Annotated in this window: 10 protein-coding genes and 2 rRNA genes (1 of these 12 running past the window's edge); 9 read left to right on the top strand and 3 right to left on the bottom strand. The window is 35.5% G+C overall.

Translation table 11 applies throughout. From position 1 onward, the window contains the following. Positions 1-7 precede the first annotated feature (7 nt). From ACKXGU_RS13315 to ACKXGU_RS13275, 9 genes are all read left to right on the top strand, one after another. A complete protein-coding gene (locus ACKXGU_RS13315) occupies positions 8-580 on the top strand; it encodes a pentapeptide repeat-containing protein (RefSeq protein WP_463465762.1) in 573 nt (190 codons plus the stop codon). Between the two features lie 89 nt (positions 581-669). After that, positions 670-1,794: an efflux RND transporter periplasmic adaptor subunit gene (locus ACKXGU_RS13310; protein WP_463465761.1), complete on the top strand. Its 1,125-nt coding sequence runs from the start codon at positions 670-672 to the stop codon at positions 1,792-1,794. Positions 1,795-1,796: 2 nt separating this feature from the next. Beyond that, entirely contained in the window at positions 1,797-4,994 is a 3,198-nt protein-coding gene (locus ACKXGU_RS13305) for an efflux RND transporter permease subunit (RefSeq protein ID WP_463465760.1), read from the top strand. Continuing rightward, positions 4,984-6,300 (top strand): TolC family protein, encoded by a 1,317-nt coding sequence (locus ACKXGU_RS13300; protein ID WP_463465759.1) that lies wholly within the window; start codon positions 4,984-4,986, stop codon positions 6,298-6,300. Before ACKXGU_RS13305 ends, ACKXGU_RS13300 begins: the two co-directional genes overlap by 11 nt. Before the next feature lie 128 nt (positions 6,301-6,428). Further along, on the top strand, positions 6,429-8,657 hold the full coding sequence (locus tag ACKXGU_RS13295; protein WP_463465758.1) for an NADP-dependent isocitrate dehydrogenase: 2,229 nt from the start codon (positions 6,429-6,431) through the stop codon (positions 8,655-8,657). A gap of 69 nt (positions 8,658-8,726) precedes the next feature. Then, a complete protein-coding gene (locus ACKXGU_RS13290; RefSeq protein ID WP_463465757.1) occupies positions 8,727-11,102 on the top strand; it encodes a TonB-dependent receptor in 2,376 nt (791 codons plus the stop codon). A gap of 4 nt (positions 11,103-11,106) precedes the next feature. Beyond that, positions 11,107-11,925: a DUF4249 domain-containing protein gene (locus ACKXGU_RS13285; RefSeq protein WP_463465756.1), complete on the top strand. Its 819-nt coding sequence runs from the start codon at positions 11,107-11,109 to the stop codon at positions 11,923-11,925. Positions 11,926-11,952: 27 nt separating this feature from the next. Continuing rightward, entirely contained in the window at positions 11,953-12,771 is an 819-nt protein-coding gene (gene murQ, locus ACKXGU_RS13280; protein ID WP_463465755.1) for an N-acetylmuramic acid 6-phosphate etherase, read from the top strand. Continuing rightward, positions 12,761-12,994 carry a DUF6095 family protein gene (locus tag ACKXGU_RS13275; RefSeq protein WP_463465754.1) on the top strand — a complete coding sequence of 78 codons (234 nt, stop codon included), beginning with the start codon at positions 12,761-12,763 and terminating at the stop codon, positions 12,992-12,994. The genes murQ and ACKXGU_RS13275 overlap by 11 nt, the downstream gene beginning before the upstream one ends. On the opposite strand, the gene ACKXGU_RS13270 is transcribed toward ACKXGU_RS13275, so the two are convergent. The 3 genes from ACKXGU_RS13270 to ACKXGU_RS13260 all read right to left on the bottom strand — a co-directional run. Further along, complete coding sequence (locus ACKXGU_RS13270) at positions 12,981-13,478, bottom strand: hypothetical protein (protein ID WP_463465753.1); 498 nt, start codon at positions 13,476-13,478, stop codon at positions 12,981-12,983. The genes ACKXGU_RS13275 and ACKXGU_RS13270 overlap by 14 nt on opposite strands. 125 nt (positions 13,479-13,603) lie before the next feature. Further along, positions 13,604-13,711 (bottom strand): 5S ribosomal RNA (gene rrf, locus ACKXGU_RS13265). Between the two features lie 84 nt (positions 13,712-13,795). Continuing rightward, positions 13,796-14,311: ribosomal RNA gene (locus tag ACKXGU_RS13260) — 23S ribosomal RNA — on the bottom strand (it continues 2,306 nt past the right edge of the window).

Here is a 14,311-nt window from a genome sequence, read left to right as displayed (position 1 = left end):
AAACACTATGAATCTTCCCTTCATTTCCGATAAGACTTTTACAAAACATGATTACCGCAACAATGAACTTCCAAAAGCAGAATACGACAGTTGCACCTTTGTAAATTGTAATTTTTCAGAATCTTATCTGTCCTATGTATCCTTTACAGATTGTGAGTTTTTAGATTGCGATTTAAGTGGTATCAAAATAAAAGATACGCTATTTAAAGATGTTATTTTCAAACAGTGCAAAATGCTAGGTGTGGACTTTAGCATATCCAGTGATTTTCTTTTCTCTATAAAAGCAGAAAATTGCAATTTTAGCTTTTCATCTTTTTACGGTAAAAACCTGAACAAGCCACGTTTTAATAATTGTATTTTAGAACAAATTGATTTTACTAATGCGAATCTTTCGGAAGGTCTATTTCAAAATTGTAATTTGAAACACGCTATTTTTGATAATACAAATTTGGAGAAAGCCGATTTAAGAACCGCTTTACATTTTAGAATCAATCCTACCAATAATAAAATGAAGAATGCCAAATTTTCAAAAGAAGGCGCCCTAATGCTCTTGAATGATTTTCAAATAATTATTGATTGATTTTAGTATGTTTTTTATGATTTTTTTAAGACTTAAAAATTAAACTTACAAATAGCTTTGTAGTCTAAACATGCATTAACCTCAAGCACATGCGCAATATTATTCTAACCATCATTGGAATTCTGCTTATTGCAGGTTCATTTTTTGTTGCCAAAAAATTAATTGATAGTAAAACAAAACCTAAACCGGTAGCCAATAAAATCATTAAAACCGTTTTTACGGATACCGTAAAAAATTCAACCATCAACATCGTAATTCCAGCAAATGGTAGTTTGGTTGCCAAACGCCGAGTAGAATTATATGCTGAAGTGCAAGGGATTTTTAAATCAGGAAGCAAGCTCTTTAAACCAGGTCAGGAATACTCAAAAGGTGAAGCTCTTATTCGTATTGATGCAGCTGAATATTACGCCAGTGTTCAATCGGCTAAAAGTAATCTATACAATTCCATTGCTGCTATCATGCCTGACATTCGATTGGATTTTCCCGAAATGCATCAGAAATGGCAAGGGTATTTGAATACATTCGATTTAAATAAAACCACCCCAAAACTTCCGGAAATAACATCGGCTAAAGAAAATTACTTTATTACTGGTAGAGGAATTATCTCCAATTATTATGATGTTAAAAACCAGGAACAACGGTTAGCCAAATACAATATTTCGGCACCCTTCAGTGGTATTCTAACCGAAGCTTTGGTCACCGAAGGTTCCTTAATTAGAAGTGGCCAAAAATTGGGAGAATTTATTGACCCTAGTGTTTATGAAATGGAAGTGGCTTTAAGTAAGGCTTATGCCAGCCTTCTAAAAGTTGGGGAATCTGTCACGTTAAGCAATTTAGAACATACCGAAAGTTATACTGGAACGGTATCTCGCGTTAACGGTAGTATTGATGCTACAACTCAAACGATTACAGCTTTTATTGAAGTTTCGAATGATAATCTCAAAGAAGGGATGTATCTGGAAGCCAATTTGGATGCCAAAGACGAGCCGAATGCCATTGAAATTAGTAGAAATTTAATGTTGGATAATGACCAAATCTTTGTAGTTAGAGATAGTATCTTGGACGTCATAGATGTTAAGCCTGTTTTTTATTCCGAATCCAAAGTGGTCTTAAAAAATGTCCCGGATGGAACAGTTATTTTGGACAAACCGGTTGTAGGTGCTTACTCGGGTATGCTTGTTCAACCATTTGTTGATACCAAAAACAAGCAGTAGACATGAGGAAGATCATAGCCTATTTTATTCGATATCATGTTGCGGTTAATGTATTTATAATAGCATTTTTTGCTTTTGGTATTTTAGGAATCTTATCCTTGAAATCATCGTTTTTTCCATTGGTAGATTCCAAAATTATCAATGTCAATATCACATATCCTGGTGCCTCACCTCAAGAAATTGAAGAAGGTATTGTACTTCAAATAGAAGACAATTTAAAAGGATTAAAGGGTATTGACCGTGTTACTTCTACTTCCAGTGAAAACAGTGGTGTTATAACCGTTGAAATTGAAAAAGGTGAAAATATTGATTTCATGCTATTGGAGGTTAAAAATGCCGTGGACCGAGTTCCGTCATTTCCAACAGGCATGGAACCATTAGTGGTTTCTAAACAAGAAGCTATTCGTGAGACCATTTCCTTTGCTTTGAGTGGAACCAATGTTCCGTTAAAAACATTAAAGCAACTTGGCAGACAAATTGAAAACGACTTAAGAACCATTGATGGCATTTCACAAGTAAGTGTAACAGGCTACCCTGAAGAAGAAATTGAAATTGCTGTTAATGAAACCGACTTATTAGCCTACGATCTAACTTTTAGTGATGTGGCACAAGCTGTGGCTTCATCCAACATTCTTATCACTGGTGGAAATATCAAAACGGATGCTGAAGAATACTTGATTCGTGCTAACAACCGTTCTTACTATGGCGATGAACTTTCAAATATTGTCATTAAGGCGACACTAGATGGTAAAACTGTTCGCCTTAAAGATGTTGCTATTGTTAGGGATCGTTTTTCAGAAACACCTAATGCTACCTATTTTAATCAGCAGCTATCCATAAACATTTCAGTTACGAGTACGAATACTGAAGATTTAATCTCATCTGCTGATAAGGTTAAGGAATATATTGAAACCTATAACCAAAAACATGAGAATGTGTCCTTAAATGTGGTTCGGGATCTCTCAATTACACTAAATCAACGTACAGAATTATTAACTAAAAACGCTGCTACTGGTATGCTGTTGGTATTAGTGTTTTTGTCTTTATTTCTGAACACACGTTTGGCATTTTGGGTTGCCTTTGGATTGCCTATTTCCTTTTTGGGAATGTTCATATTTGCAGGTCAGTTTGATGTTACCATTAATGTTTTGTCCCTGTTTGGGATGATTATTGTCATTGGTATTTTGGTTGATGACGGTATTGTGATTGCAGAAAATATCTACCAACATTATGAAAAGGGTAAAACGCCTATTCAAGCTGCTGTTGATGGCACCATGGAAGTAATACCGCCAGTTGTTTCAGCTATCATTACAACGCTTTTGGCATTTTCTCTATTCTTATTCTTGGAAAGTAGAATTGGTGAGTTCTTCAGTGAAGTGTCAGTCATTGTTATATTAACCTTAACCATATCTCTAGTTGAGGCCTTAATCATTTTACCAGCTCATTTGGCGCACTCTAAAGCCTTAAGAAAACAAGTCCCAGAAGACAATCCTTCAAAAACAAAACAGTTTTTTGCAAAAATGCGCGGCATCAATGCCCTTGGTGATCGCATCATGAAATTTTTAAGGGATAAGTTTTATACACCAGCTTTAAAATTTGTACTTGAGTTTAAGGTACTATCTCTAGGAATTTTTGTCGCACTTTTAGTTTTGACTTATGGATCTATTTTTGGTGGTATAATTGGTGTTACTACTTTTCCATCAATTGCCAGTGACCGTATATCTATTGAATTGGATATGCCCAATGGAACGAATGTAAAAGTGACCGATTCCATTATCTCGATGATAGAAGAAAAGGCATTGATTGCCAACACCGAGTTTACTAATGAATATCTGAAGGGAACTGAAAAAGAACTTTTTGAGAACACCATATTATCTTTAAATAGTAGTTCTAGTGCCAGTTTGACAATCAATATGTTGCCTGGAGAAGAACGGCCTGATGAAATTAATGCGTCATTGGTTGCCAACAGAGTACAGGAACTGGTAGGTCCAGTCATTGGAACAGAACGCTTAATATTTGGTTCAGGTGGGAATTTTGGAGGCAGTCCTGTTTCTGTTGCCTTGTTGGGAAATAATATTGAGGAATTAAAAGCTGCAAAAGTGGAGCTCAAAGATGTCTTGGAAAAAAATCCGCTACTGAAAGATATTGAGGATAATGACCCTGCAGGTATTAAAGAAATCCGTTTGGAGTTAAAAGAAAGCGCCTACCTCCTAGGATTAGATCTTTCAACGGTTATGTCTCAAATTCGAGCCGGTTTCTTTGGAGCACAATCACAACGCTTCCAAAGAGGGCAAGATGAAATTAGAGTTTGGGTCCGCTATGATAGAGATAATCGCGCATCTATTAATAATTTAGAAGACATGCGCATCGCAACGCCTTCGGGTGAGCGTGTGACTTTAAAGGATATTGCCACCTATACTATTGAACGCGGTGATGTGGCTATAAATCATTTGGAAGGTAAACGTGAAATCAGAATTTCAGCCGACCTTAAAGACCCTAGTTCTAGTAATACTGATATTTTAGATGATATTAGAAATAATACCATTCCAGAACTACAGTCAAAGTACCCAACTATTTCGGCCTCTTTTGAAGGCCAAAATCGAGAAGCGCAAAAACTTTCTTCATCAATAGCCAAAGCTGGTATTCCAATTTTAATACTAATCTATATAACTATTGCCTTTACTTTCAGGAGTTACAGTCAGCCTTTATTACTTTTATTATTAGTCCCTTTCAGTTTAACAGCGGTAGCTTGGGGCCATTGGCTATTTGGCTTTTCAGTTAATGCATTATCACTTTTAGGAATCATAGCGCTTATTGGTATTATGGTGAACGATGGCCTCGTTTTAATAGGCAAATTCAATAGTAACCTCAAGGAAGGATTACCATTTGATATTGCACTAACTGAAGCTGGTAAATCCAGATTTAGAGCCATTTTCTTAACTTCATTAACAACAATTGCCGGATTAGCGCCACTTCTATTGGAGAAAAGCAGACAGGCCCAATTTTTAAAACCGATGGCCATTTCAATTTCATTTGGTATAGGTTATGCCACCATATTGACCTTATTGGTATTACCTTTATTTTTATCATTTAGTAATAGTATCAAGAAAAATGCTAAATGGTTATACACTAACAAGTCTGTAACTAAAGAAGAAGTTGAAAGAGCAATTAAAGAATTAAAAGAAGAACATGAGCATTAAGCATTTTATTTTTTATGGGTTGTTTTTGAGTTCGTTACACCTATTCTCTCAAGAAATTTTGACTACAAATCAAGCCTTTGAGTTAGCACTGGAACATAATTATGGTATCAAAATAACAAACAATGCGGTGGAAGTTGCTGAAAACAACACGAGTATTTTAAATTCTGGCTATTTACCCATACTTTCTGGAAATGCAGGTGCTAATTATAATTTGGACAACACTGAAGCAAAATTTTCCAATGGTGAAACCACAACGTTATCAGGTGCTGAAAGTTCAAATTATAATGCATCTTTAAATTTGAATTATACCATTTTTGATGGTTTGGGAAGACAGTACAATATTCAACGGTTTCAGGAAGAATATTCCTTATCAAAACTGGATGCTCGTGAAACCATTGAAAATGTGGTTTTACAACTTTTTACAGTTTATTATTCTGTAGTGCGAATTTCAGAAAACACAACGGCTCTGGAACAAACTTTCAGCATTTCTAAAGATAGACTCAAACGCGCAGAATATCAATTTGAATACGGTCAAGACACTAAATTAGGTGTTTTGAATGCTCGAGTAGATATTAATAATGATAGTATTAACCTCATAAACATCAAACAGCAACTCAAAAATACCAAAAGAGACCTGAATGTTATTTTAGGTGCCCAATTAAATGAGGATTTCAATGTAGAAACCGATATGGATTTTCTATTGGAGTTGAATAAAGAAGACCTAATGTCAAAAACCAAGTCAAATAATGTGGCACTATTACAGGCTGATAAAAATATTTCAATAAGTGAAATTGATATTAGATCCAGTAAAGCAAGATATTTACCAACTTTGGATTTATTGGGTTCCTATGGCTGGAACAAAAGCAATAATAATGCGGCATCGTTTGTTTCAGAGGTAACGGGTAACGGTCTATCGGCTGGTTTAAGCCTCAATTGGAATATTTTTGATGGTGGTAGCACAGCTACCCAAATCAAAAACACAAAGATCCTTCTGGAAAATCAAAAACTTTTAAAAGAAGAAATTGAAATAACCATTGAACGAGACTTTAATAATGCCTGGGATGACTATCAAAATAAATTACTGATCTATAATGTCCAAGAAAATAATATCCAAACATCTCTGGACAATTTTAATAGAACCGAAGAAAAGTATAAACTGGGTCAAGCTACTTCTTTAGAATTCAGACAAGCACAATTAAATTTGCGTAATGCTGAAATTAGTAGAAATCAAGCAAAATACGATGCGAAAATTGCCGAGCTGACTGTTTTGCAAATGAGTGGCGAATTATTGAATATTGATTTTTAATTTCTCTGAAACCATCCCTTATTACTAGTAATTTAAAACAATAGCCAAAGCCATAATCTTTTAGATTTTGTTATATTTGCAATTCCGTAAATTTTTGCAACTACTTCAAAATAAAATTCTAAACAATTATGACAAAATCTTCTACGATAATTTATACCAAGACAGATGAGGCACCAGCATTAGCAACCTATTCATTTTTACCAATTGTTAAGGCTTTTGCCAATCCTTCTGGCATCAATATAGATACCAAGGATATTTCATTGGCAGCTAGAATTTTAGCTGTATTTCCGGATTTCTTGACTCCAGAACAACAAGTAGAAGATGCTTTAGGTATCCTAGGGGAAATGGTAAAAAAACCAGAAGCTAATATTATTAAACTTCCTAATATTAGTGCTTCTATGCCACAATTGAAAGCAGCCATTAAAGAGTTACAGGATAAAGGATATAAACTACCCAACTACCCAGACGATCCAAAATCAGATTCTGAAAAGGATGTTAAAAATCGATACGATAAAATTAAAGGTAGCGCTGTTAACCCAGTTCTTAGAGAGGGTAATTCAGATCGACGCGCTCCAAAGGCCGTAAAAAATTACGCCAAAAAGAACCCACATTCAATGGGAGCATGGAGCAAGGACTCCAAAACCCACGTAGCAACTATGAACGCTGGTGACTTTGCTCACAATGAAAAATCGGTCACGGTTCCAAATGCTACTGAAATAAAAATCGTTCATACAGATACTCAAGGAAACGAAACTATCTTAAAACCTGCTTTTCCATTATTGCCTGGTGAAATTATTGACGCTACGGTAATGAGTAAACAAGCTTTATTAAGTTTTTTAGAGCGTGAAATTGCTGATGCAAAAAATCAAGGTGTTTTGTTTTCACTGCATATGAAGGCGACTATGATGAAAGTGAGTGACCCAATTATTTTTGGTCACGCAGTACGCACATACTTTAAAAATGTATTCGATAAATACGGTCAAGAACTAACTGAACTAGGTGTTGATGTGAATAATGGTTTTGGAAATTTATTGAGTAAAATATCTGAATTACCTTCAGAAAAACAAGCGGCTATCAAAGCTGATATCCAGGCCGCTTATGAAAATCAACCAGATTTGGCTATGGTTAACAGTGATAAAGGTATCACCAACCTACACGTGCCAAGTGATGTTATAATTGATGCCTCTATGCCTGCTATGATTCGTACTTCGGGACAAATGTGGAACAAAGAAGGTAAGCAGCAAGACACAAAAGCGGTGATTCCGGATAGCAGCTATGCAGGAGTTTACACGGCTACCATTGATTTCTGTAAAGAACATGGTGCATTTGATCCTACAACAATGGGTACTGTACCTAATGTTGGGCTCATGGCTCAAAAAGCTGAAGAATATGGTTCACACGATAAAACATTTGAAATTGCCAGTGACGGATCGGTTTCTGTTATTGATTCCAACGGTAATACTTTAATTCAGCACACTGTTGAAGTTGGTGACATTTGGAGAATGTGTCAAGTAAAAGACGCTCCTATTCAAGATTGGGTAAAATTAGCTGTTAACCGCTCAAGAGCCTCTCAAACACCTGCGGTTTTCTGGCTTGATGAAAATAGAGCTCATGATGCCGAATTAATCAAAAAGGTGAATACCTATTTAAAGGATCACGATACTAGTGGATTGGATATTCGAATTCTTTCACCTATTGAAGCTACTAAATTCACGTTAGAACGTGTTAAGGCAGGGAAAGACACTATATCCGTAACGGGTAATGTTTTAAGAGATTATTTAACCGACTTATTTCCTATTCTGGAATTAGGTACTAGTGCAAAAATGTTATCCATTGTACCTCTTATGAATGGTGGTGGTTTATTTGAAACCGGTGCTGGTGGATCTGCTCCTAAACATGTTCAACAATTGGTTGAAGAAAACCATTTACGTTGGGATTCGCTTGGAGAATTTTTAGCACTTGCTGTTTCATTTGAACATTTAAGTCAGTTCACCAACAATGAAAAAGCGGCAATTTTAGGAGAAACACTTGATGAAGCTACAGAGATATTATTACAAAAAAACCAATCTCCAAAACGAAAAGTTGGGGAATTGGACAATAGAGGAAGTCATTTCTATCTAGCTCAACACTGGGCTGATGCATTAGCCAACCAAAACAAAGATTTAGAATTACAAAACATGTTTGCTCCTATTGCGAAACAATTGAAAGACCATGAGGCCACCATCATTAACGAGTTAAACGGTGTTCAAGGAAAAGCGGCAGATATTGGTGGCTATTATGAACCAAATGATGCGTTAACAAACCAAGTGATGCGACCAAGTAATACATTGAACACGATATTAAAATCTATAAATTAATAATAATATTAACATGAAAAGCTCCTTAAAAAGGAGCTTTTTTTATAGTTTTATTTAAAATTGCTATTTATGACCATCCGTTTTTTTTGCACCCTAGCTATCTTTTTATTTATTGGTCATAATATATTCTCACAAGATAAATTCACTTTGAGTGGTATTGTTTCTGATGCAGAAAGTAACGAAACATTAATAGGTGTCAATATCATCTTCCCAGAATTAAAAACAGGTGCTACTACCAATGAGTATGGTTTCTATTCAATTACGTTACCTCAAGGAAACTATGAATTAGTAGTCAGTTATCTAGGTTATCAAAACCTGAATGATACAATCAACTTAACTCAAAATCTAAAAAAGGATTTTAGTTTGGTGGAGTCTATTGAAAGTTTGGATGAGGTTGTTATTAAAGAAGATGTTGAAAGGTTAAATATTCGTAAACCACAAATGAGTATCAATGCGTTATCAGCAAATACCATCAAGCAGATCCCTGTGGTTTTTGGCGAAGCCGATGTTATCAAGGCCATTACATTATTACCTGGTGTGACAACCGCTGGAGAGGGCGCTTCAGGATTCAATGTTCGAGGCGGTGCCGCTGATCAGAATTTAATACTATTAGATGAGGCTATTATCTATAACTCATCACATCTGTTTGGTTTCTTTTCTGTTTTTAATCCAGACGCCATTAAAGACCTTAAATTGTATAAAGGTGGTATTCCAGCACGATATGGTGGTCGCGTTTCATCTGTATTAGATATATACCAAAAAGAAGGCAATAGTAATCAATTTCATATGAATGGTGGGATTGGACTAATTTCAAGCAGACTTTTGGCCGAGGGCCCAATTAATAAGGGTAAAGGTTCTTTTTTATTAGGTGGCAGAGCCACATACGCACATTTATTTCTGCCTTTGTTCGATGTTCAAAATAAGGCATACTTCTATGACTTGAACACTAAAATAAGTTACAAGCTGAACCAAAACAATAACATCTATCTATCAGGATATTTTGGTCGTGATGTATTTAGTTTGAATGAAAGCTTTAAAAATACGTATGGAAATACCGTTTTGAATTTTAGATGGAATCATCTGTTTTCAGACAAATTATTTTCCAATCTATCAGTAATATATTCTGATTACTACTACGGTTTACGACTAGATTTCGTTGGATTTAATTGGGATTCTGGTATTAGGAACTTTAATTTAAAATATGATTTCAAGCATTATGTTAGCGACAAAATAAAATTGCAATATGGCTTAAATAGTATTTATCATAAATTTAATCCCGGTGAAATTAAACCCTCAAATGACGAGTTCGGGATTAATCTAGACAAATTAATTGATAAGTTCGCTTTAGAAAATGCAATCTATCTGGATATTGAACACAAATTGACTAATAGTTTAACAGCCTCCTATGGATTAAGATACAATTCATTCTTAAGGTTAGGTCAGGACGAACTTAATCTTTATCAAAATGATCAAGCAGTAAACTTTAATCAAACACTTCAAATTTATGAAAAGGCTGAACCTATTGGCACTCAACAATTCAATCGTAGTGATGTTATTAAATCATTTGGGAATTTTGAACCACGTATCGCCTTGTCGTATACTTTGAATAACAAATCTTCCATTAAAACTAGTTACAACCGTTTAAGTCAATACTTGCACTTAATCTCCAACACGAGTTCCCCAACTCCATTAGATGTCTGGGCACCAAGTGGTAAGTATATTAAACCTCAAATACTTGATCAAGTTGCATTAGGTTACTTCAGAAATATTAAAAACAATATCTATTCTCTTGAAGTTGAAACCTTTTACAAAAAGGTTAAAAACCGGATTGATTATATTGATGGAGCTGATTTAATTGCCAATGATGCCATTGAACAAGTCATTTTGAATGGTGAAGCCAGAGCTTATGGTTTAGAGGTATTGTTTCGCAAAAATGAAGGTAGGTTCAAAGGTTGGATTGCTTATACCCTTTCAAAATCTGAACAACGAACACCTGGCAGAAACAGTTTGGAGCCAGGAATCAATAATGGCAATTGGTATGTTACCCCTTATGACAAAACGCACGATGTATCATTTACAGGAAGTTACGATTTAACTAATAAATGGCGATTCAATACGAATTTTTTGTTTCAAACGGGACGACCTGTCACTTATCCAAATGCTCAATATGAGTACAATGGAATTACCATACCTAACTATGGTTTGAGAAATGAATATAGGTTGCCTGCATACCACCGACTTGATATTTCCGCAACATTTACACCTAAACCCAATATTGAAAAGCGATGGAAAGGCGAATGGGTTTTTGGAATTTATAATATTTATAACCGACGAAACGCTGCATCTATTAATTTTCAGGAAAATAGAGATACGGGTGTTAACGAAGCAGTCCGGCTATCCATATTTGGAATAGTTCCGTCAATTTCATATAACTTTACATTTTAACAAAATGAAATTAAAATACATTTATATCATACTACTCATATTTACAAGCTATTCTTGTGAAGATGTCGTTGATGTCGATGTTCCAACATCAGAACCAAAATTAGTAATTGATGCATCTATCAATTGGTTCAAAGGCACTTCTGGAAATGAACAGTCCATTAAATTAACGCTTACGGCACCATTTTTTGATAATGGTGTGCCTCCTGCCAATGGTGCGCAAGTATTCATTACTGACGAAGAAAATAACATTTACACATTTTTAGAAGATACAGATTCGGGTATTTACCAAAATTCAGACTTTGTACCTGTAATTAATTTAGAATATACGCTAACCATTATCTATAATAATGAAACATATACAGCAACAGACACATTATTACCTGTTGCTGAATTGGAATATATAGAACAAAATTTAGAAGGCGGTTTTACAGGTGAAGAAACAGAAATCAAAGCTTTTTTTACTGACCCTGCCGATGAAGAAAATTTTTATTTTTTTGAGTATATACCCAGTATTCCAGTAACTCCAACTTTAGATACATTTAAAGATGAATTTGTAAATGGGAATCTTATTTTCGGTTTTTATGTTGAAGAAGATTTAAATCCCGGTGATGACGTTATTATTCGAAATTACGGTGTTTCAGAAGAATTTTATGAGTTTATGTTTGTATTGCTCCAACAAACCAGTCAAGGTGGCGGCCCATTCGAAACCCAGCCTGCCACAATAAGAGGAAACTGTATTAATACTACCAATCCAAACAATTACCCGTTAGGTTACTTTAGGTTGTCTGAAGTATCCGAAATAATATACACTGTTCAAAACTGATACTTCAAAAATCAGTATTTTTGACTTATGGATTTTACAAAAACCACAGAGCAAGATTCTAATTATGACCATCTGGAAAAGATGTCTGTTTCTGAATTGCTAACCAATATCAATAAAGAAGACCAAACAGTTCCAAAGGCAGTTAAAAATGCTATTCCAGCGATTGAAAAATTAGTTACCATAATTGTAACGAAATTACAAAGTGGGGGTCGTTTGTTTTACATTGGAGCTGGTACAAGTGGACGATTGGGAATTGTTGACGCATCTGAATGTCCACCAACATTCGGAGTTCCACATGAATTAGTCATTGGACTAATAGCAGGTGGTGATTTGGCAATTAGAAAAGCTGTGGAGTTTGCAGAAGATTCAAAAACACAAGCATGGAATGATTTATCTCAATACCATATCCATTCAAATGATGTTGTTATTGGTATTGCAGCTTCAGGAACAACCCCTTATGTTATTGGTGGACTAGAGACCTGTAATAAAAATGATATAGTTACTGGATGTATTACCTGTAATCAAGGGAGTCCATTGTCAAAAACTGCAAAATATCCTATAGAAGTCATTGTTGGACCCGAATTTGTAACCGGAAGCTCACGTATGAAAGCAGGCACAGCCCAAAAATTAGTACTCAATATGATTTCAACTGCCGTTATGATACAATTAGGAAAAGTGAAAGGTAACAAAATGGTTGATATGCAATTAAGCAACAATAAACTAGTCGATAGAGGTACTAAAATGATTATGCATGAATTGAACATTTCATACCAAGATGCCAACAGACTTTTAGAAGAACACGGCAGCGTTAGATCTGCTATAGAGCACTTTCGCAATGAAAACTAAACACACCAATAAAGAAGTTTTGGTTAATGGCCTTAAAAAATTGGCTATAGCTCTTCTATGCATGTTTTTAGGACCCATCTTTTTACACATTGCATTTAGTAATCAAGAAAAACCCTTATATATTCCTATTTTAATAGTTGGATTATTAATTTGTTTTTTTGCTATCTACATGGCTTTTAGAGGTCTTAAAACCATTATTGATAGTATGTTTAATTCAAATTGAGTGATTTAGGGGTAGTTGGATTATAACCGAAATCAGAATCAGTTAGACTAATATTTATGCCATCTAAAATATAGTTAATAATGGCATAATGATGAATCGTGTGGCTATTGGCTTGGGCCAGCAAAGCTGAAAATGTATAGATTATATCTACTTTCCCAAGTCCTAAATCATCTGTCACCAAAACTTCCCTTTCCAAGTCCTTACTACTTAAATTTTGAAGTCCATCTTTAATTGTATTCAAGTAAATTAAAGCCGAATCGCAACTAGTTTCTACGTCTAAATTGCGACATCTATTAGTTAAATCAAAACTATTATTGGACTTTAGAATACAATTATAGAAATCAAGAATGTGTCTTATATGTGATCCTACACTGGAATGGTATGGGGAAACAGACTTATTGGTTAAATGGTCATTAGATAAATTTGATAATAAGATTGTTGCTTTTTGAAGGCTTTTTAAATTGGCTTTAATTATTGGATTCATAAGCAATTTTGAAACTGTAAGAATAATTAGTCAGTAATATAATTAATTTTCCTCAATTAGTCTTTAAAATCCAGATACCTTACAAAACAAAACACCCTTCCATTGTATAATGGAAGGGTGTTTAAAAAAGGCGGCGACCTACTCTCCCACGAGTGCAGTACCATCGGCGCTAACGGGCTTAACTACTCTGTTCGGAATGGTAAGAGGTGAGCCCCGTCGCTATAACCACCTTAAGTCTTTCGGACACTTGGTCCGTATATTGTTGACATATTGAAAAGTCTACATGAACATTTGTTGTACCTATAAAAAGAACGGCGTACAATAAGCCTACGGGTTATTAGTACTACTCGGCTATGACATTACTGCCTTTACACCTGTAGCCTATCAACGTGGTCATCTCCCACGACCCTTTAAAGAAATCTCATCTTGTGGTGGGTTTCGCGCTTATATGCTTTCAGCGCTTATCCCTTCCGAACGTAGCTACCCAGCAGTGCCCTTGGCAGGACAACTGGTACACCAGAGGTTCGTCCAACTCGGTCCTCTCGTACTAGAGTCAGATCCACTCAAATTTCTAACGCCCACAGTAGATAGAGACCGAACTGTCTCACGACGTTCTGAACCCAGCTCGCGTGCCACTTTAATGGGCGAACAGCCCAACCCTTGGGACCTTCTCCAGCCCCAGGATGTGACGAGCCGACATCGAGGTGCCAAACCCCCCCGTCGATGTGAGCTCTTGGGGGAGATCAGCCTGTTATCCCCGGAGTACCTTTTATCCTTTGAGCGATGGCCCTTCCACACGGAACCACCGGATCACTATGCTCTACTTTCGTACC

The organism is Hanstruepera sp. CR43 (assembly GCF_055227665.1).
The sequence above is the reverse complement of the archived record's forward strand: the minus strand, read 5'-3'. Positions and strand labels throughout refer to the sequence as shown.

What these genes read in the sequence shown, in the direction of transcription:
- ACKXGU_RS13290 (WP_463465757.1), top strand. Translation starts at nt 8,727, where the DNA reads ATGACCATCCGTTTTTTTTGCACCCTAGCTATCTTTTTATTTATTGGT.
- murQ (WP_463465755.1), top strand. Translation starts at nt 11,953, where the DNA reads ATGGATTTTACAAAAACCACAGAGCAAGATTCTAATTATGACCATCTG.
- ACKXGU_RS13310 (WP_463465761.1), top strand. Translation starts at nt 670, where the DNA reads ATGCGCAATATTATTCTAACCATCATTGGAATTCTGCTTATTGCAGGT.
- ACKXGU_RS13270 (WP_463465753.1), bottom strand. Translation starts at nt 13,478, where the DNA reads ATGAATCCAATAATTAAAGCCAATTTAAAAAGCCTTCAAAAAGCAACA.
- ACKXGU_RS13315 (WP_463465762.1), top strand. Translation starts at nt 8, where the DNA reads ATGAATCTTCCCTTCATTTCCGATAAGACTTTTACAAAACATGATTAC.
- ACKXGU_RS13305 (WP_463465760.1), top strand. Translation starts at nt 1,797, where the DNA reads ATGAGGAAGATCATAGCCTATTTTATTCGATATCATGTTGCGGTTAAT.
- ACKXGU_RS13295 (WP_463465758.1), top strand. Translation starts at nt 6,429, where the DNA reads ATGACAAAATCTTCTACGATAATTTATACCAAGACAGATGAGGCACCA.
- ACKXGU_RS13285 (WP_463465756.1), top strand. Translation starts at nt 11,107, where the DNA reads ATGAAATTAAAATACATTTATATCATACTACTCATATTTACAAGCTAT.
- ACKXGU_RS13300 (WP_463465759.1), top strand. Translation starts at nt 4,984, where the DNA reads ATGAGCATTAAGCATTTTATTTTTTATGGGTTGTTTTTGAGTTCGTTA.
- ACKXGU_RS13275 (WP_463465754.1), top strand. Translation starts at nt 12,761, where the DNA reads ATGAAAACTAAACACACCAATAAAGAAGTTTTGGTTAATGGCCTTAAA.